At 76.1% G+C, this 17,766-nt stretch carries 17 protein-coding genes and 1 pseudogene; 7 read left to right on the top strand and 11 right to left on the bottom strand.

The window, feature by feature from the left end:
* Positions 1-102: 102 nt before the first annotated feature.
* The 3 genes from F1544_RS11250 to F1544_RS26320 all read right to left on the bottom strand — a co-directional run bounded on the left by F1544_RS11250 (position 103) and on the right by F1544_RS26320 (position 2,156).
* Positions 103-996: a hypothetical protein gene (locus F1544_RS11250; protein ID WP_167585285.1), complete on the bottom strand. Its 894-nt coding sequence runs from the start codon at positions 994-996 to the stop codon at positions 103-105.
* Entirely contained in the window at positions 993-1,538 is a 546-nt protein-coding gene (locus F1544_RS11245; protein WP_167585283.1) for an RNA polymerase sigma factor, read from the bottom strand. The genes F1544_RS11250 and F1544_RS11245 overlap by 4 nt, the downstream gene beginning before the upstream one ends.
* 72 nt (positions 1,539-1,610) lie before the next feature.
* Positions 1,611-2,156: a DUF6083 domain-containing protein gene (locus tag F1544_RS26320; RefSeq protein WP_167585281.1), complete on the bottom strand. Its 546-nt coding sequence runs from the start codon at positions 2,154-2,156 to the stop codon at positions 1,611-1,613.
* A gap of 59 nt (positions 2,157-2,215) precedes the next feature.
* Between F1544_RS26320 and F1544_RS11235 the strand changes: the two genes are divergently transcribed.
* On the top strand, positions 2,216-2,839 hold the full coding sequence (locus F1544_RS11235) for a DedA family protein (RefSeq protein ID WP_167585279.1): 624 nt from the start codon (positions 2,216-2,218) through the stop codon (positions 2,837-2,839).
* Here the strand turns inward: F1544_RS11235 and F1544_RS11230 are convergent.
* Genes F1544_RS11230 through F1544_RS11220 form a run of 3 tightly spaced genes read right to left on the bottom strand, consistent with a single transcriptional unit; the run spans position 2,836 to position 5,652 of the window.
* Complete coding sequence (locus F1544_RS11230; RefSeq protein ID WP_167585277.1) at positions 2,836-3,867, bottom strand: zinc-dependent alcohol dehydrogenase; 1,032 nt, start codon at positions 3,865-3,867, stop codon at positions 2,836-2,838. The two genes, F1544_RS11235 and F1544_RS11230, sit on opposite strands and share 4 nt — an antisense overlap.
* 17 nt (positions 3,868-3,884) lie before the next feature.
* Complete coding sequence (locus F1544_RS11225) at positions 3,885-5,249, bottom strand: DUF2079 domain-containing protein (protein ID WP_167585276.1); 1,365 nt, start codon at positions 5,247-5,249, stop codon at positions 3,885-3,887.
* 25 nt (positions 5,250-5,274) lie between these two features.
* Positions 5,275-5,652 carry a hypothetical protein gene (locus F1544_RS11220; protein ID WP_167585275.1) on the bottom strand — a complete coding sequence of 126 codons (378 nt, stop codon included), beginning with the start codon at positions 5,650-5,652 and terminating at the stop codon, positions 5,275-5,277.
* A 425-nt stretch (positions 5,653-6,077) separates the two neighbouring features.
* Between F1544_RS11220 and F1544_RS11215 the strand changes: the two genes are divergently transcribed.
* Positions 6,078-7,379 carry a bifunctional o-acetylhomoserine/o-acetylserine sulfhydrylase gene (locus F1544_RS11215; RefSeq protein WP_167585364.1) on the top strand — a complete coding sequence of 434 codons (1,302 nt, stop codon included), beginning with the start codon at positions 6,078-6,080 and terminating at the stop codon, positions 7,377-7,379.
* 41 nt (positions 7,380-7,420) lie between these two features.
* Positions 7,421-8,614, top strand: a complete 1,194-nt coding sequence (metX, locus tag F1544_RS11210; RefSeq protein ID WP_308470009.1) for a homoserine O-acetyltransferase MetX — start codon at positions 7,421-7,423, stop codon at positions 8,612-8,614.
* 15 nt (positions 8,615-8,629) lie between these two features.
* On the opposite strand, the gene F1544_RS11205 is transcribed toward metX, so the two are convergent.
* From F1544_RS11205 to F1544_RS11190, 4 genes are all read right to left on the bottom strand, one after another.
* Positions 8,630-9,472 (bottom strand): DivIVA domain-containing protein, encoded by an 843-nt coding sequence (locus F1544_RS11205; RefSeq protein ID WP_167585274.1) that lies wholly within the window; start codon positions 9,470-9,472, stop codon positions 8,630-8,632.
* Complete coding sequence (locus tag F1544_RS11200) at positions 9,469-10,611, bottom strand: globin domain-containing protein (RefSeq protein WP_167585273.1); 1,143 nt, start codon at positions 10,609-10,611, stop codon at positions 9,469-9,471. Before F1544_RS11200 ends, F1544_RS11205 begins: the two co-directional genes overlap by 4 nt.
* 39 nt (positions 10,612-10,650) lie before the next feature.
* The gene (locus F1544_RS23485) at positions 10,651-11,475 is read right to left on the bottom strand and encodes a globin domain-containing protein (RefSeq protein ID WP_208971697.1); all 825 of its coding nucleotides are present in this window, start codon (positions 11,473-11,475) and stop codon (positions 10,651-10,653) included.
* A gap of 147 nt (positions 11,476-11,622) precedes the next feature.
* Positions 11,623-12,981 (bottom strand): cation:dicarboxylate symporter family transporter, encoded by a 1,359-nt coding sequence (locus tag F1544_RS11190; protein ID WP_167585272.1) that lies wholly within the window; start codon positions 12,979-12,981, stop codon positions 11,623-11,625.
* 33 nt (positions 12,982-13,014) lie between these two features.
* Here F1544_RS11190 and F1544_RS11185 point away from each other — a divergent pair, with 33 nt between their 5' ends.
* The 3 genes from F1544_RS11185 (at position 13,015) to F1544_RS11175 (ending at position 16,326) form a co-directional block, all read left to right on the top strand.
* The gene (locus tag F1544_RS11185; RefSeq protein WP_167585271.1) at positions 13,015-14,703 is read left to right on the top strand and encodes a sensor histidine kinase; all 1,689 of its coding nucleotides are present in this window, start codon (positions 13,015-13,017) and stop codon (positions 14,701-14,703) included.
* Positions 14,700-15,407, top strand: coding sequence for a response regulator (locus F1544_RS11180; protein ID WP_167585269.1), 708 nt, complete (start codon positions 14,700-14,702; stop codon positions 15,405-15,407). The genes F1544_RS11185 and F1544_RS11180 overlap by 4 nt, the downstream gene beginning before the upstream one ends.
* Before the next feature lie 64 nt (positions 15,408-15,471).
* Complete coding sequence (locus F1544_RS11175; protein WP_167585267.1) at positions 15,472-16,326, top strand: SMP-30/gluconolactonase/LRE family protein; 855 nt, start codon at positions 15,472-15,474, stop codon at positions 16,324-16,326.
* A gap of 21 nt (positions 16,327-16,347) precedes the next feature.
* Here F1544_RS11175 and F1544_RS11170 read toward each other — a convergent pair whose 3' ends face one another.
* The gene (locus F1544_RS11170) at positions 16,348-16,776 is read right to left on the bottom strand and encodes a MerR family transcriptional regulator (RefSeq protein WP_167585358.1); all 429 of its coding nucleotides are present in this window, start codon (positions 16,774-16,776) and stop codon (positions 16,348-16,350) included.
* Positions 16,777-16,953: 177 nt separating this feature from the next.
* Here F1544_RS11170 and F1544_RS11165 point away from each other — a divergent pair.
* Positions 16,954-17,766: pseudogene (locus F1544_RS11165) on the top strand (hypothetical protein); the annotation flags it as partial.

The raw sequence follows: 17,766 nt of genomic DNA, 5'->3' as shown, positions 1-17,766 counted from the left end.
GGAGAGGTGAACTCCCGGTGTCGTGCGGGGGGCGGAACCCCGCCTGCGCGCCGCGCCGGCGCCGGGCGGAGGGCCCGGGCCGGCGGGGGAGCCGGGCGCGCCTCAGTCGAGCGCCGGTGCGGTGACGGTGACGTCGGCGCCGAGGTCGAAGAACTCAGTCCGGGTGGTCGTCCCGGAGGCCGCGACGTCGATGCGGCGCACCAGGCCGTCGCCGACCCAGACGTCGACCGCGGTCGCCAGCTGCGGTTCCTCCAGGTCGAACCAGGCGAGCCGGGAGGCGCCCAGGGCCGCCAGCGCGGAGCGGGACGCGTCGTCGAGCGTGACCCGGTAGTGCACGGCGGAGGCCCCGCGGACCACCTCCGTGCCGACCTCCTGTGCGCGGCCGCCGTCGACGGCCGCCCCCACCAGTGCGCCGGCCGCCTCGGCGAAGGGCGCCATGGTGTCGGCGGGCCGCTCGGGTTCCGCGGTCGTGCGGCCGTCCGCGCCCGTGGTGTAGATCGTGCCCCCGACGACCGTGGTCGTCAGGGTGCCGCCCCCGGGCACGGTCTCGCGCACGACCGAGTCCGCACCGGCGAACTCACCGGTGGCCTCGTCGCGGTACCCCTCGCCGGTGGCGGTGAGCGCGGCCCGCAGGCTCGTCACGCCCGCGGTGCGCTGTGCGGCCGTCAACACGATGTCCGAGAGCTGCTGCGGGGCAGCGGGAACGGCGACGACGGCGGGGGTCGGCCCCGGTCCGGTGCCCGGGAGCACGGCGACGGCGACGGCCCCCGCCGCTGCGGCGCCCACGAGGACCGCCGCCCAGGTGCCGCGCCGGTGCCGGCGGAGCTGCCGCCGGTCCGCGGGCCGGGCCGGGGTCGTGGTGGGGGTCGTGGTGTCGTGCATCGCTGCCTCCAGGATCGCGTGGGAACGGGTGGACCCCAGGGCCGGCGGAGCGTCGTGCAGCGTGGGGTCGAGGCTCTCGAGCTCGGCCTCCCACGGTTCTCTTACGTCGCTCACCAGCTGCTCCTCAGGTCGTGGTGTCCGTCCCTCACGTGTCCGGCGGCGTCGGGATCTCGCCGGGCGAGTTCGCGCGCCAGCCGCCCGCGCGCCCTGTGCAGCCGAGAGGAGACCGTCGCCGCCCGCACGCCCAGCACGACGGCGATGTCGGCGACCGGCAGCCCGTCCCACGCGCGCATCAGCAGCAGGTCGCGGTCCTCCGCACCGAGCGCGGCGAGCGCCGGCCAGACCGCGGACCCGGCCGGCTCGCCGGTGGGGGCGTCGCAGACGTCGGGCGTCGGGTGCAGGGTCGCCACCCGCACCTGCAGGCCGCGCCGCCGCGACAGCTCCCGGCGGTGGTTGGCCAGGACGTTGCGGGCCACGCCGAACAGCCACAGCCGCGGGGCCTCGGGGGGCACGTCGGCCCGGCGCCGCCACGCGACGGCGTAGGTCTCGGCCGTGACGTCGTCCGCCTCGGCCGACGACGCGGTGCGCCGGCGCGCGAAGCGCCACACGTCGCCGGAGGTGCCGGCGTACAGCGCGCTGAAGTCCTCGTCCTGCATGCCGCCCCCACCGCCGCGTCCGCCCCGTCGCCCCTCCCTGTCCGGCAGGGCCGGGATCTCGCCGGCGCAGCCTCAGGCGATGGTCGTGTTGTCCTTCCAGACCTGCCGCAGCCGCGCGTTCAGCGGAGCGGGCCCGGCGGCGCACACCAGCTCGTGCAGCAGCCGCGCGCCCACCTGGTCCGGGTCGTCCTCGGTGAGCAGCACGGCCCGGCCCTCGTCGACGCGCCAGCGGTCCCCCAGCGGCAGCACGTCGGCCAGCACCTTCTGGGGCGCGAGGACGACGTCGGCGCCGGCCGGGTCGCGGTAGACCTCGACGTCGGCGTCGCAGCGCCCGCAGGTGTCGTCGCGGTAGGGCCGGGCCGCGAGGCGCTCGGCCATGCGCGCGACGTGCTGCGCGACCGCCGTGACGCCCTGGCCGATCGTGGGGGGCAGCGCCGGGTCGTCCACGCGCTCGCGCGGCGGGGGCGGCGGGGCGCTCGTGCGCGCGCCCGCGAAGCGCGCCGCGCAGGCCGCGCACACCGCGACGCTGACGCCGAGGCGCTCCTCGACCCCCACGTCGACGCCCGAGCGGCAGAACGCGCAGGTCAGCCCGGGGTCCTCGGCGAGGAGTTCGCTCACGCCGACAGGATGCCGCACCGCGGCGACACGCCGGGACGGTGCCGTGGTGGAGTGGCCCCGTGCTGGGACACCTGCTGGACCCGGCCGCCGCGGCGGAGGGGTCCTGGCTGGCGGCGCTCGCCGTCCTGCTCGCGGCCGTGACCGTCGGCGCCGTCCTGCCCGTGGTGCCGACGGGGGCCGCGGTCAGCGCGATGGCGGCGCTGGCCCACCACCGCTCGCCCGAGGCCCTCGGCTCGGTCCTCGTGGTCGCGGCCGCCGCCGCGTGGGCGGGCGACGTCGTCCTGTACGCGCTGCTGCACCGCTCGGAGTCCGGGCTGACCCGCCTGCTCGAGCGCCGGGCGCTCGCGGGCCGCGCGAGCGCCCACGTCGAGGAGCTGGGCCGCCGCCTCGTCACCCACGACGTCCGGACCCTGCTCACGTCGCGGCTGCTGCCGGGCGCCCGCGTCCCGGTGATGCTCGCGGCGGCGTCCGTGGACTACCCCGTGCGCCGCTTCGCCGTCGCCGACGTGGTGCCCGCCCTGACCTGGACGGTGGCCTACGCGCTGCTGGGCCTGCTGGGGCGCAGCGTCTCCGACCGGCCGCTGGCCGGGGTCGCGGTGGCCCTCGTCCTCGGGCTGGTGGCCTCCAGCGTCGTCGGCCTCGTCCAGCGGCTGCGCGCCCGGCGCGCGCACGCGTCCCGCTAGGGCTTGAGCAGCACCTTCAGCGCGCCGGAGCGCCTGCCGAGCTCCTCCAGGGCCGCGCCGGCCTCGGCGAGGGGGAACTCGTGGGTCACGATCACGGACGGGTCCAGGATGCCGAGGGCGAAGGCGCGCACGGCGTAGGCCCAGGCGCGGGTCGGCGCCCCGAAGACCGTCTTCACCTGGACCAGGCGCGAGACGAGCTCGAGCGAGGACAGGTCGTCCGCGTCGTTGGCGGGGATGCCCGTGAGGACGACGCGCGCGCCGGGGCGGCCGAGGCGCACCGCGAGCCGGGCGATGCCGGGCACGCCCGCGGCTTCGACCACGGCGTCGAAGGTGCCGAGCAGGCCGTCGGCCTCGGCGTCCGCGGACAGCGCGTAGTGCGCCGCGCCGCAGGTGCGCGAGAGCTCCTCGCGGGAGCCGTTGTGGTGCAGCACCGTCACCTCGGCGCCGGCCCCCTTGAGCAGCTGGGTGGCGAGCAGGCCCAGCGCGCCGGCCCCGATGACGGCGACCCGGCTGCCGACCGTGATCTCGGCGAGCAGGACGGCCTCGGCCACGCACGCGGCGGGCTCGATGCCGGCGGCGGAGCGCAGGTCGGCGCCCTCGGGCAGCAGGTGCAGGTAGCGCGAGGGCAGCTCCAGGTACTGCGCCCAGCCGCCCGGCAGCGTGAACCCGGTCTCCTCGTACTCCTGCGGCCACGCGGCCGTGTCGCCCGCGACGGAGGCGGGGGCGGTCGAGGAGGTCCGGATGCCCTGGCCCACGGTGCCGCGGCCCACGAGCTCGGCGGGCACGCCCTCGCCGACCTCGACGACCGTGCCGGACCACTCGTGGCCGGGCACGACGGGGTAGCGGACGAACTCCGCGGGGCGGGTGCCGGCGAAGATCTCGCGGTCGGAGCCGCAGATGCCGCACCAGGCGACCTCGACGAGGACGTTGCCCGGTGCGGGCGCGGCCACGTCGACCTGGACGACCTCCAGCTCGCCGGGCGCGGTGATGCGCACGGCCTGGGCGGTGCGGGCGGTCTGCGTGCTCATGCGTCCTCCGGAGTTCCTCACCCCGCCTCCGCGGCCGGGGTCGCCCGGGATCCTGCCACGGGCAGGCGCAGCACGCTGGTGGCGCCCACCCGTGCGACGACCTCCCCGCCGCGTGCGACGGCGGCGTCGATCCAGGCCGCCTTCTGCGCGGGCGTGGTCGACAGGGAGCTGCGCGCGGTGTCGAGCACGACCCAGGGGCCGAGCTCGGCGTCGGTCTGGTCGGGCGACCACGTCGAGACGCGGTGGCCGGTGACGAGGTAGGCGCCGGAGGTGTTGTCGGCGGCGAGCGGGGCCCCCGCGGGCACGGCCCGGGCCGCGGCCCGCAGGTCGGTGACGACGGGGGAGGGGCGCCACGTCGAGGCGGCCAGGGGCGAGGGCAGCGTCCGCACGTCCAGCACCACCGCGGTCGTCGCGACGCACGCCAGGGCCGCGAGGACGGCCAGCGGCGCCTGCCGCCGCGGGTGCCGGCGCAGCACGTCGACGAGCGCGACGGCCGCGACGGGCACGAGCACGGCGTCGTAGTGGAACTGCGAGGACCAGTAGCTGGGCTGGGAGCTGACCAGGCGCCAGGCCAGGGTCGGCAGGGCCAGCAGCGCGATCGGCGAGGCGACCCAGAGCAGTCCGCCGCCGGCGACGACGGCCGCGACGAGCCCGAGGCGCGGCAGCACGCCGGAGCCGGGGTCGGAGAAGGACCCGACGCGGCTGAGGTCGTGGTCGGGGTCGACGGCCCACATGGTCGCCAGCGCGACGGCCACCCCGAGGACGGCGACGAGGGCAAGGCGCACCCCGAGGCGCCGCGCGCCGCGCAGCCACAGCACGGCCGCGACCGCCAGGACGGTCGCGCCCATGTCCTCCTTGACCAGCAGCAGCGGCAGCGACCACAGGGCGGCGGCGCGGTCGCGGCGCTCCAGCAGGGCGGTCCCGCTCAGCGCGAGCAGCGGCACGGCGAGGGCCACCTCGTGGACGTCGAAGCGGGCCGCGGCGAGCGTGCCGTGGGCCAGCAGCGCGCCGACCGCGACGGCGACGGCCGGGACGGTGCGCAGGTGGCGCGCGGCGCAGCGGGCGACGAGGGCCGTGCCGAGGCCGAGCAGGAGCGCCTGCAGCAGCAGCAGGGAGCGCGGGTCGGCCCACAGCCGCCACGCCAGGCCGAAGACCACCGTGGCGGGGGAGAAGTGGTCGCCGAGCAGGGGGCGGCCGGGGGCGAGCACGTCGGCCGTCGGCCAGCGCAGCTGCGCCCAGGACTGCGCGGACTGGCTGAAGATCGCCAGGTCATAGGTGTGCGCCTCGCCGGCCTGGTAGCGGCCGGTGCCGATGCCCGCGCAGACGAGCACCGACACCACGCCGGCGGCGAGGGTCAGGAGGCGGGCGGGACGCGGGGGCACGGGCCCCCATGGTGCCCGCCCCGCGTCAGCTGCGCTCGACCCGCTGGATGACCTCGGTCAGCGCGAGGACCAGGCGCTGCGCCTCGGGCAGGGAGAGCTGGGCGATGTCGCCGATGAAGACGCGGGGGCCGAAGCGCCGCACGACGGTCTGGCCGCCCTCGGCGTAGGCGAGGTCGGTGCTCTCCAGGCGGACGGGGCAGGGGCGCTCGGCGCCCTCGTCACCCTCCAGGGGCACGACGCGCGCCTCGTAGGAGTGCAGCCAGCCGCCCTCCACCTCCAGGCCCTGCGAGGCCCAGGCCGGCGTGTCCCAGCGGATGACCTGGACGTCGTCGTCGCGGACGCCCGCGGTGGTCCCGGGCACGGGGGCGGATCCGCCGTCGGAGGGGGTGTGCTGGTCGTCCATCGACGCTCCAATGGCTGAGGGCACTCAAGGCAAGTGGCATACGGTGATCGCGCGGTCGCGCACAGTTGTTGGCGCCCAGACTGCCAGACGCGCCTCTCTTTCGCTCCGTGTTCGGTCCGACACACACGGTGGATTGGTCGGCGCGTCGAAGGATCTTCCCCGGCGTGGCGCTGCGCCGTTCGGGGAACGAGTTGCCCCCTGAGGGCGCGCGCGGGCACCATCACTGCATGTCGGGTCCTGTGCTGGGGGCGGTGCGAACGGTCGTCCTCGACCCGTTCTGGCCCTCCCGCCGTCCCTACCTCTTCGACTGCTGGTGTCGACCGGGCCGCTGACCCCGCCCCCCGACACCCGACCCAGCCCCCGAAGAGGACCCCGTGACCGAGAACAGCCCTGCCCCCGAGTCGACCGTCCACGACCCCAGCACCGTGCACGACCCGACGACGTGGAGCTTCGCCACCAAGCAGGTCCACGCCGGCCAGGCCCCGGACCCGGCGACGAGCGCCCGCGCCCTGCCGATCTACCAGACGACCAGCTACACGTTCCGCGACACCGACCACGCGGCCGCCCTCTTCGGGCTGGCCGAGCCGGGCAACATCTACACGCGGATCATGAACCCCACGCAGAGCACCGTCGAGGAGCGCATCGCCGCGCTCGAGGGCGGCATCGGGGCCCTGCTCGTGGCCAGCGGCCAGGCGGCCGAGACCCTCGCCATCCTCAACATCGCGCAGGCCGGCGACCACGTCGTCGCCAGCCCGCGGCTGTACGGCGGCACCTACAACCTGCTGCACCACACGCTGCCGAAGCTCGGCATCACGACCACCTTCGTCACCGACCCGGACGACCCGGAGTCGTGGCGGGCGGCCGTGGCGGACAACACGAAGCTGTTCTACGCCGAGACGATCTCCAACCCCGCGGGCGACGTCCTCGACTTCGAGCCCATCGCCGACGTCGCCCACGCGGCCGGCGTCCCGCTCGTCGTGGACAACACCATCGCGACGCCCTTCCTCATCCGGCCCTTCGAGCACGGCGCGGACATCGTGGTGCACTCCGCGACCAAGTACCTGGGCGGACACGGCACCGCGATCGGCGGGGCCATCGTCGACTCGGGCAACTTCGACTGGGCCGCGCACGCGGACCGCTTCCCGGGCCTGACGACGCCCGACGCGAGCTACCACGGCGTCGTCTACACCGACGCGGTCGGCCCGGCCGCCTACCTGACCAAGGCCCGCGTGCAGCTGCTGCGCGACCTCGGCCCGGCCATCGCGCCCTTCAACGCCTTCCTGCTCGCGCAGGGCATCGAGACGCTGTCGCTGCGGATGGAGCGCCACGTCGCCAACGCCCAGCGCGTCGCCGAGTGGCTGGACGCCCGCGAGGACGTCCTGTCCGTGAACTACGCGGGCCTGTCCAGCTCCCCGTGGCACGCCGTCGCGAAGAAGTACGCCCCCCACGGCACCGGTGCGGTCCTGGCCTTCGAGATCGCGGGCGGCCTGCCCGCGGGCAAGAAGTTCGTCGACGCGCTCGTCCTGCACAGCCACGTCGCGAACATCGGCGACGTCCGCTCGCTCGTCATCCACCCGGCGTCCACCACGCACAGCCAGCTGAACCCGGAGGAGCAGATCGCCTCCGGCGTGACGCCGGGCCTGGTGCGCCTCGCGGTGGGCATCGAGGGCATCGAGGACATCCTCGCCGACCTGGACCAGGGCTTCGCGGCCGCTGCGCAGGGGTGACACTGGTTCCTGCGGTTCAGGGTCCGGGGTCTGGAGGAGCGGTGGTCGTCGACGTGGAGGACGCGCAGGTGAGGGCCCGGTTCCACCGGCCCGCACCGCCCGCGACGGGCGCGTGGCGCGAGGGTGACCCGGTGGGCGAGCGGCGCTTCGCCGACGTCGGCGACCTGCGGCTGCAGCTCGGCGGGACGCTCCCGCAGGTGCGGTTGGCGTACCAGACGTGGGGCACGCTCGCCGCGGACGGCTCCAACGCCGTCCTCGTCGAGCACGCCCTCACGGGCGACGCCCACGTCACCGGCCCCGCCGGCGAGGGGCACCCCACGCCGGGCTGGTGGCAGACGCTCGTCGGCCCGGGGCGCGCCTTGGACACCGACCGCTGGTTCGTCGTGGCCGCCAACGTCCTCGGCGGCTGCCAGGGCAGCACCGGGCCGGCCGCGCGCCGGCCCGGGACGGGCCGCCCGTGGGGCTCGGCGTTCCCGCGCCTCACGGTCGCCGACCAGGTGGCCGCCGAGGCGCGCCTGGCCGACCAGCTGGGCGTGCGGCGCTTCGCCGCCGTCCTCGGCGGGTCGATGGGCGGCATGCGGTCGCTGGAGTGGGCTGCGGCGCAGCCCGACCGGGTCGGCGCGGCGCTCGTGCTGGCCACCTGCGCGGCGTCCACGGCCGACCAGATCGGCGCGCAGTCCGCGCAGATCACGGCCGTGCTGTCCGACCCGGGCTGGAACGGCGGGGACTACCACGACCTCCCCGACGGCGCGGGCCCGCACGCGGGGCTCGGGCTCGCCCGGCGCCTCGCGCACCTGACCTACCGCACGGCCGAGGAGCTCGACGCCCGCTTCGGCCGCGCGGCCCAGCTCGGCGAGGACCCCTGGTCGCCGGACGGGCCCGGCCGCTTCGCCGTGCAGTCCTACCTCGACCACCACGCCGAGAAGCTCGTGCACCGCTTCGACGCGGGCAGCTACGTCACGCTGACCGACGCCATGAACACGTGGGACGTCGGCCTCGGGCGCGGCGGCACCGAGGCGGCTCTCGCCGCGACGACCGTCCCGCTCGTCGTCGCGGGCGTCGACTCCGACCGGCTCTACCCGCTCGCGGACTCCCGGCGCATCGCCGAGGCCGCGGGCTCGACCGTGGGGGGCCTGCGCACGGTGCGCTCGCCCTACGGCCACGACGGGTTCCTGCTGGAGTTCGAGCAGATCGCCCCGCTGTTCGCGGAGACGCTGGCGCTCGGCGCGCGCTGAGGGGGCGGGGCCCGCTCAGCGCACGTCGACGACCGTGCTGCCGTTGACCGCCGTGGCGCCCGCCCCGTCCGGCGAAGCGCCCGCGCCGTCCGGCGAGGCGCCCGCCGTCGGGCGCTGCGCCGCCGGTCCCTCCACCGCGGTGAGGTCCACCGTCGCGGGCGGGCGCGGCGCGCGGGGGGTCACGGCGTGCGGGTCGGCGCGGCCCCACTCGTGCTCCACGTCGTCCAGCAGGGCCTCGAGGTAGGAGCGCAGCTGGGTCCGGCAGGCCTGCCCGAACGCCTTGAGGTAGGCCACCTCCTCCTGCAGTTCCTTCGTGTCGCGCTCCGGGACGGGCGTCGCCTCGCGGGCGACGGCGGCCAGGGCGGCCGCCTGGCGCAGGACGGTGTCCGCCTCGGCGCGCGCCTCCTGCACCACCTTCTCGTGGTGCTCGCGCGCCTCCTGGGCGAGGCGCCGGCTGAAGTCCTCGGCCTCGGCGACGTACTGGTCCGCCGTCTGCTGGGCCGCGGCCAGGATGTGCACGGCCTGGACGGTCACCTCGTCGCGCGCCGGGGGCGGCGGCGTCGCGTCGACCACTCCCTCGGCGCCCACCCCTTCGGCGTCCGCCGCCTCGCGGGCCTCGCGCTCCTGCCGCGCGCGCTCGTCGGCCGCCCAGCGCAGGGCGTGGACCTGCTCGCGCAGCTCGGCCTTCTCGGCCACCAGCCGCTGCAGCTCCGTCTGGATGCGCGCGAGGAAGGTGTCGACCTCGGAGTCCGCGTACCCGGGGTGCATCCGGGTCGCGCGGTTGAAGCGGACGTCCTGCACGACGGACGGCGTGAGCCTCCACTCCGCGGGGCTCTCCGGCTGCTCGTCGCCGCTCATGCGGAAACCTCTCCTTCGACGGTGGGACTCTGTCGGCTGGGGGTGAAGGCCTGCGTGCGCACGCGGGCCGGCGGCAGGCCGTGGGCGGTGAGCGCCGCGGCGACGTCGTGCACCAGCGGCTCCGGACCGGCCACGAACGCCTCCCGGCTCGTCCAGGGCCCGCGGGCCCGCAGGACGTCGGTCAGCTCGCCGTGCTCGACGCCGGTGGCGAGCTCGTCGTCGGAGACCACGGGCGTCACGGTCAGCCAGGGGTGCTTCTGCTCCGCCTCGCGCAGGGCGGGCAGGTCGTAGAGCTCGCGCCCGGTGCGGGCGCCGAGGACGAGGTCCACCCGGCGCTCCGGCCCCTCGCGGGCCACCTGGTCCAGCAGGGCCTTCAGCGGGGCCAGGCCGACGCCGCCGGCCACCAGCAGCAGGTCGCGGTCGGAGTCCGCGGGCAGGGTGCAGGTGCCGACGGCCGGGCCCAGGTGCAGCACGTCGCCCGCGACCACCTGGCGGGCGAGGGCGGAGCTGACCGGGCCGCCGTCGTGGGCCTGCACGTGCAGCTCGAGGGTGCCGTCCGGGCGCGGGGCGTTGGCCGGGGCGTAGTAGCGCCACAGCCGCGGCCGCAGCGCGGTCTCCACCGAGACGGCCTGACCCGCCAGGTGGGGCAGCGGCGTGCGCGGGCGCACCTGCAGGACGGCGAGGTCCAGGGTGCGGCGCTCGACGGACAGGACGTCGGCGTCCCACCAGGCCGGGGCCGCGGAGTCCTCCTGCGCCGCCTCGACCATCACCTGGGCGACGAGGCCGTAGGCCGCCGTCCAGTCCGCGGCGAGCTCGGCGTCCCAGTCCTCGTCGAAGTGCTCCAGCGTGACCAGCAGGCTCGCGCCGACCGCGGGGTAGTGCTCCGCGACGGTGCCGAACTTGCGGTGGTCGCGCCCCAGCGCCTGCAGCACGGGGACCAGCGAGTCCAGGTCGTCCACGAGGTCGACGACCTGCCCGAGGGCCCGGAACAGGCGGTCGCGCTGGTGGACCATCGAGACCGGGAAGAGGGCCCGCGTCTCGGGGTGGCTCAGGAACAGGTGGGAGTAGAAGAACAGCGGGGCCTCGTCACCGGCCGCGGCGGAGCGGGCGAAGTTCGCCCGCATCCTGGGGATGTCCACGCTCTTCCTCTTCCTCTGCTGCTGGTGGCGGTCCGGCGCTCAGCCCGCGACGGGCTGCTCGACGATCTCGTCGCGGTGGGCCGCCAGGGCGCCGCCCACGGTCCCGACGACGTCCGCCGGCACGCCCAGGTCGGTCAGGGTGCCCGCGAGGTGGCCCACCACGCGGTCGAAGTGCTCGGAGGTGATGCCGAGCCCGGCGTGCGCCTTCGCCAGGTCGCGGCCCTCGTACTGCACCGGGCCGCCGGTGACCTGCACGAGCAGGGCCGTCTGGTGCCGCCGCAGCGTCGTCATGTCGGTGCCCGTGAAGTACGGGGCGAGCTGGGGGTCGGCGACGACGCGCTCGTAGAAGTGCTGGACGGCCTTCGCGATGCCGTGCTCGCGGCCGAGCTGCTCGTAGATCGACACGGGGGCCTCTTCCTGCTGGGGTGCCTGCTCGACGGTCTGCTCGTGCTCCTGCGCGGCGGCCCCGGTCGGGGCGGCCCCGGTCGGGGCGGCGGGAGCGGCGGGGTCCGTGCGGTCCAGGACGTCGGTGAGCAGCGCGGTGAGCTGCTGCACGTGCGTGCGGACCTGCGCGCGGGAGGACTCCAGGAGGTCGATCTCGGCCTGCAGCCGGTCACGCTCGTCGCGGGCGGCCTGCTCCACGGCCTGGGCCCGGCGCCCGGCCTCCGCCTCCAGCGCCGCGGCGCGCTCCCCGGCCCGGGCGAGCACGAGCGCCGCCTCCGAGCGCGCCTCGGCGACGGCCTCGTCCGCGGTGCGCTGGGCGAGCTGCAGCAGCCGCGCCGCCTGCGCGGCGACGGGGGAGCCGTCGTGGACGACGGGACCGCTCGCGCCGGGGGCGCGGGTGGTGGTCGCGGGGGGCGTCATCGCACTCTCCTCGGATGGGTGACCGGTCCGCCGGAGCGTACGCAGCCGATCACCCCCCGGGCACCCCCATCGGGCGGATCCGCCGCAACTACTCCGCTGCGTGATCGGGCTGTCACGCAGGGGGTCTCATCGCGGCGGATCAGCGCCTCACAGGGTCGTCGCCGAGGCCCGCTCCTCGGTGCGCGCGTCGACCCGGCTCACGCTCGGGTCCATGGTGCGCTCGTCGAACGGCGCCCCGCCGGAGAGCACGAGCTCCATCCGGGCCCGGTCGATCTGGTGCGTCCACGTCCCGATGACCAGGGTGCCGACCGAGTTGCCGATGAAGTTCGTCACCGCGCGGGCCTCGGACATGAACCGGTCGATGCCCACGATGAGCCCGACCCCGTCCAGGAGGGCGGGCTTGTGCGACGCGAGGCCACCGGCCAGCGTGGCCAGCCCGGCGCCGGAGACGCCGGCCGCGCCCTTGGACGCGATGACCATGAACACCAGCAGCGAGATCTGCTCGGAGACCGACAGCGGGTCGCCGAGGGAGTTCGCGATGAACAGCGACGCCATCGTCAGGTAGATCGCGGTCCCGTCGAGGTTGAAGGAGTACCCCGTCGGCACGACGATCCCGACGGTGGAGCGGCTGACGCCCAGGTGCTCCATCTTCGCGATGAGCCGCGGCAGCGCGGTCTCGGAGCTCGACGTGGAGACGATGAGCAGGATCTCCCGGGCCACGTAGCGCAGCAGCGAGAAGATCGAGACCTTCGTGACGACCTTCAGCATCACGCCCAGCACCACGAAGATGAACACCGCGCAGGTCGCGTAGAACCCGAGCATCACCGTGCCGAGCGCCTTGAGGGCGTCGACGCCCGTCTCCCCGACGACCGCGGCGATGGCGCCGAAGGCCCCGATCGGCGCGACCCACATGACCATCGCGAGCACCTTGAACACGATCTTCTGGATGACCTCGACGGCCTTGAGCGCACCCTCGCCGGCCGTCCCGAGGCCCTGGATCGCGAAGCCCACCAGGAGCGCGACGAACAGGGTCTCCAGCACCGAGCCGTCGGTGAGGGCGGAGGGCAGCGAGGTCGGGATGATCCCGAGGAGGAACTCCGTGGTGCTGGTCGGCTCCTCGGCGAGCTTGCTCCCGGCGCCGCGCACGGCATCGGTGAGCTGCAGGTCGGTGACGGGCAGGAGGTTGCCGATGACCAGGCCGATCGCCAGCGCGAACGTCGACATCACGACGAAGTAGAGCAGCGCCGTGCCGCCCACCTTCCCGACCGAGGCCGCCTTCCGCACGGAGCCGATGCCGAGCACGATGGTGCAGAAGATGATCGGCGAGATCATCATCCGGACGAGGTCGACGAAGCCCGTCCCGAGCGGCTTCAGGGCCTTGCCGACGTCGGGGAAGACGAGCCCGACGGCGATGCCGAGGACCACGGCCACGATCACGGCGATGTAGAGGACGTGCGTGCGGTCGCGCTTGGGCTGCGCGACCGTCTGGTGAGCGTCTCTGCTCATGGGACCCTCCTGGGGGGAACGGTGGAGGTGATCGTGCTCACAGCGTCGAGGCCACGGCGAGCTTCTGCACCTTTCGTTCACGGCCGGCGCCGGCGGTGGACGCTGGCCGGCCGGATCTTCGCGCTGCAGCTCGCCGTCGTGACCCTCGTGGTGCTCGCGTCGGCCGGCGCCGTCGTCTGGCACGTGCGCACCGACACCCGCGCCGACGCGACCACCGTCGTCACCGACGTCGCCCTCTCGGTGGCCGGCTCGCCCGACGTGCGCGAGGCGCTGACGGCGCGGGACGCCCCGCCCGGCGCCCGGGCCGTCGTCGCGGGCCACGCCGAGGAGGTCCGCACCACCACGGGCACCGACTTCGTCACCGTCATGGACACCTCCCGCACCCGCTGGTCGCACCCCGACCCCGCGGAGATCGGGCGCACGTTCATCGGCCACGCCGAGGCCGCGCTGGCCGGCGGGCGCGTCGTGGAGACCTACACGGGCACCCTCGGCCCCTCGGTGCGCGCCGTCGTGCCCGTGCGCGCGGCCGGCACGTCCGCGACGAGCGGTCCCGTCGTCGGCGCGGTCGCCGTGGGCATCACCACCCGGTCGGTGACGCGGGAGCTCACCGCCCAGCTGCCCGTCCTGCTCGGGGCGGTCGCGCTGGCCCTGCTGCTGTCGGTGCTCGGCAGCCTCGCCCTCTCGCGCTGGGTGCGCCGCCGCACCCACGGCATGGAACCCGCCGACCTCACGCGCGCGTGGGAGGTCAACGACGCCGTCCTGCACTCCCTGCGCGAGGGCCTCGTCGTGCTCGACCCCGCGGGGCGCGTGCAGGTCGTCAACGACGAGGCGCGGCGCCTGCTGCCGGCGGGGGAGGACGGCGTCGTGCTCCCGCCGGCCGTGCGGCGCCTGGTCGAGGCGGGGGAGGAGGTCGCCGACGACCTGCAGGTCACCGACGACCGGGTGCTGCTGGTCAACCACACGACCGCGCACTGGGAGGGCCGCCGCGTCGGCACCGTCCTGACCCTGCGCGACCACACCGAGCTGCAGGCCCTGACCCGCGACCTCGACGCGGTCCGCGGCCTCGCCGACGCCCTGCGCTCGCAGGCCCACGAGGCCGCGAACCGGCTGCACGTCGTGGTCACCCTCGTCGAGCAGGGCCGCGCCGACGAGGCCGTCCGGTTCGCGACGGCCGAGCTCACCGAGGCCCAGCAGCTCACCGACCTCGTCGTCGCCGACGTCGCGGACCCGGCCGTCGCCGCCCTGCTCATCGGCAAGTCCGCGCAGGCCGCCGAGCGCGGGGTCGAGCTCGAGGTGGAGCCGGGCACGTCGCTGGCCGCCGGCCTGCTGCCCGCCCGCGACCTCGTCACCGTCCTCGGCAACCTCCTGGACAACGCCGTCGAGGCGGCCCTCGGCGGGGAGGAGCCCCGCTGGGTGCGCGTGGAGATCTCCGCGGCCGCGGGCCCCGTCGAGGTGCGCGTGACCGACTCCGGGCCGGGGTTCCCCGCCGAGGGCCTCCGCCAGGCCATGCGCCGCGGCTGGTCGCGCAAGGAGCAGGTGCTCACGCAGGACGGCGCCCACGGCCGCGGGCTCGGCCTCGCGCTCGTCGGGCAGGTGGTGCGCCGCCACGGCGGCCGCGTCGAGGTCGTCGAGCCCGTCACGGTCGACGACGGCGGCGGGACCGTCGTCGTGGTCCTGCCGGTGCCGGTGCCCGCCTCAGGGCCTGCCCCGGTGCGGGGGTGAGCGCGGGCCCGGTGCGGGTGCTCGTCGTGGAGGACGACCCGGTCGTCGCCGCGGCGCACGCCCGCTACGTCGGCGGGATCAGCGGCTTCGAGGTCGTCGCGGCCGTGAACTCCGGGCGCGAGGCGCTCGCGGCCGTCGGGATGGGCGGCGTCGACCTCGTGCTGCTCGACATGACGCTGCCCGACGTCGACGGCCTGCAGGTGCTGCGCGCGCTGCGGGCCGCGGCCGTGCCCGCCGACGTCATCGCCGTCACCGCGGCGCGCGACCAGGCCGTCGTGCGGCAGGCCCTGTCGATGGGGGTCGTGCAGTACCTGCTCAAGCCGTTCCCGGCGGCGGCGCTGGAGGACCGGCTGCGCGCCTACGCCCGCTTCCGCGACGAGGTCGCCCGGGTCGCGGAGCGCTCCGACGGCGGGGCGCTGGACCAGCAGGCGATCGACGCCGCCCTCGGCCAGCTGCGCACGTCCTCGACGCCGCCGCGCGGGGTGACGCCGCAGATGCTCGGCCTCGTCGTGGAGGCGCTGCGGGCAGCGCCCGCCGCGCAGGGGCTCTCGGCCGCCGAGGCCGCGACGGCGACCGGGCTGTCGCGGGTCAGCGCCCGCCGCTACCTCGAGCACCTGGCCTCGGCGGGGCGCGCGCGGCGCGAACCCCGCTACGGCGGCTCGGGGCGCCCGGAGCTCGCCTACCTCGCCACCGCCGCGCTCTAGGCCGCCGCAGCGCGCCGGCAGGCACCGCCGCGCTGCGGGCGGGCCCCGCCGGTAACCTCCTGCCGTGCCCAGCGCAGAGCGGATCACCGACCGGATCGTCTACCACGGCGAGGGCCCCTGCTGGTCAGACTCGTGGGGGGGCCTGCGCTTCGTCGACATGCTCGCGGGCGACGTCGTGAGCCTGGCCGCCGACGGCAGCGTCAGCCGCCGCACCTACGGCGAGGTCGCGGCCGTCGTGCGCCCGCGCACCGGCGGCGGCGCGATCGTCGCGGTCGAGCGGGGCTTCGTCCTCGAGGGGCCGGACGGCGAGCTCGAGCGCCTGCCCGACGTCTTCGCCGCGGACCCGCCGCTGCGCATGAACGAGGGCGGCTGCGACCCCGACGGCCGCTTCTACTGCGGGTCGATCAAGGGCGGCGAGCCGGGCGCCGGTGCGTTCTACCGCCTCGACACCGACCTCACGGTCTCGACCGTGCTGCAGGACGTGACGGTCTCCAACGGCTTCGGCTTCAGCCCCGACGGCCGGCTGGCCTACTACAACGACACGGGCACGGGCCGCACCGACGTCTTCGACTACGAGCGCGAGGACGGGCTGACCCACCGCCGCGTCTTCGCCGAGGTCCAGGACGCGGAGCAGAACCGCCCCGACGGCCTCACCGTCGACGCCGAGGGCGGGGTGTGGGTCGCGCTGTTCGGCGGCTCCGCCGTCCGCCGCTACGCCCCCGACGGCACGCTCGACCTGGTCGTCGACGTCGGCGCTCGCCAGGTCACGGCCTGCGCCTTCGGCGGCGACGACCTCGGCGAGCTCTTCATCACGACCTCGCGGGAGAACCTGCCCAGCGACGAGGACCCGGCCGCCGGGTCGCTGTTCCGGTACGTCCCCGGCGTGAAGGGCCTGCCGGTCCTGCCCTTCGCGGGCTGAGGGCCGGGCGCGGGGCGCGCGTCAGGCGGAGGTCGTCCGCACCGGGGGCTCCGGTGCGGGCGAGGAGCCGTCGGTGCGCCCGGCCGCCTCGTCGCGCAGCTGCTGGGCGAACTCCTCGGCCATGGCCAGGCGCTGGCGGAGCTTCTCCACGCGCGCGTCCGCGGCGGCGCGGAAGCCGTCCAGCTGGTCGAACAGCTCGGCGCGGGGCGTGGACGAGGGGAGCCGGCCGTCCAGCGCGTCGAGCGTCGCGAGCAGGTCGCGCATCTCGTCGAGGGAGAAGTCGAGCGGCTTCATGCGCTTGAGGACGAGCAGCCGGTAGACGTCCATCTCGGTGTAGAGGCGGAAGCCCCCGGGGGTGCGCGCGGACGGGGTGACCAGGCCCATCTCGTCGTAGTAGCGGATGGTGCGCAGGCTGTAGCCGACGCGTTCGGAGACCTCACCGATCTGCATCAGACCCGCCGCCACCCGCGCTCCTCCACCCCGCCGGGGCGCCGCGACCCGGCACCTGGTTGAGAGCCACGCTACCCCGGCAGGTGCGTCGGGTGACCGGGATGTGGAGGCGGTGTGAGCGGTGGGACCACGGGGACGGGGGTGACGTGACCCGGATGAGCGGTTAGCCTGCGCTCTGTGCATCAGCCGACTACGCAGAGTGAGACGCGTCGTCGCTCCTTCCTGCTCCTCGCCGCCGGCCTCGCCGTGCCCGCCGTCCTCGGCGTCGCAGCGGCCCCGGCGACCGCGGACCCCGCCTACCCGAGCCAGGGCGACGTCGACGCCGCCAAGGCCGCCGCCGAGGGCGTCGCGGGGCAGGTCGCGGCGCTGCAGGTGCAGCTCGCCGGGCAGCAGGCCGACCTCGAGGCGAGCCGGACCGCGCTCTCGGTCGCGGCGGAGGACTACGACGAGGCGCAGGCGCTGCTCTCCCAGCGCACCGACGAGGCGACCGCGGCCGCCGCGACCGCCGCGAAGGCGCAGGGCGACTTCGCCGACGCGCGCCGCGAGCTGGGCCGGCTCGCCGCGCAGCGCTACCGCGGGAACTCCGCGGGCGTCGGTCCGCTCGCCGCCGTGCTCGCCGCCGACGGCCCGCAGGAGCTGATCGACCGCTCGGCCACGATGGACCTGCTCGGCGCGCAGCGCGACGACCTCGCCCAGCGCATGGACGCCGCCCGCATCTGGGCGCACACGAGCGCCGAGAGCGCCGCGACCGCCCAGGCCCAGCAGCAGCGCGCGACCGACGCCATGGCCGCCGCCCGCCGCCGTGCCGCGGACGCGGCCGCCGCGGCCGACGCGCTCGTCGCCTCGACCAGCGCGCGCACCGGCGAGCTGGTCTCCCGGCTCGCGGCGCTGCGCCAGACGTCGGTGGACCTCGAGGTGCAGCGCCAGGCCGGCATCGAGGCCGAGCGGCAGGCCCGCGCCGAGGCCGCCGCCCGCGCCGCCGCCGAAGCC

This window comes from Kineococcus rubinsiae, from assembly GCF_011839805.1.
Classification (GTDB): domain Bacteria; phylum Actinomycetota; class Actinomycetes; order Actinomycetales; family Kineococcaceae; genus Kineococcus; species Kineococcus rubinsiae.
The sequence above is the reverse complement of the archived record's forward strand: the minus strand, read 5'-3'. Positions and strand labels throughout refer to the sequence as shown.

Bases quoted from the DNA above. Each gene is read 5' to 3' on its own strand.
- F1544_RS11220 (WP_167585275.1), bottom strand. From the start codon at position 5,652: ATGGACGACCAGCACACCCCCTCCGACGGCGGATCCGCCCCCGTGCCC.
- F1544_RS11245 (WP_167585283.1), bottom strand. From the start codon at position 1,538: ATGCAGGACGAGGACTTCAGCGCGCTGTACGCCGGCACCTCCGGCGAC.
- F1544_RS11205 (WP_167585274.1), bottom strand. From the start codon at position 9,472: ATGAGCGGCGACGAGCAGCCGGAGAGCCCCGCGGAGTGGAGGCTCACG.
- F1544_RS23485 (WP_208971697.1), bottom strand. From the start codon at position 11,475: ATGACGCCCCCCGCGACCACCACCCGCGCCCCCGGCGCGAGCGGTCCC.
- F1544_RS11190 (WP_167585272.1), bottom strand. From the start codon at position 12,981: ATGAGCAGAGACGCTCACCAGACGGTCGCGCAGCCCAAGCGCGACCGC.
- F1544_RS11230 (WP_167585277.1), bottom strand. From the start codon at position 3,867: ATGAGCACGCAGACCGCCCGCACCGCCCAGGCCGTGCGCATCACCGCG.
- F1544_RS11170 (WP_167585358.1), bottom strand. From the start codon at position 16,776: ATGCAGATCGGTGAGGTCTCCGAACGCGTCGGCTACAGCCTGCGCACC.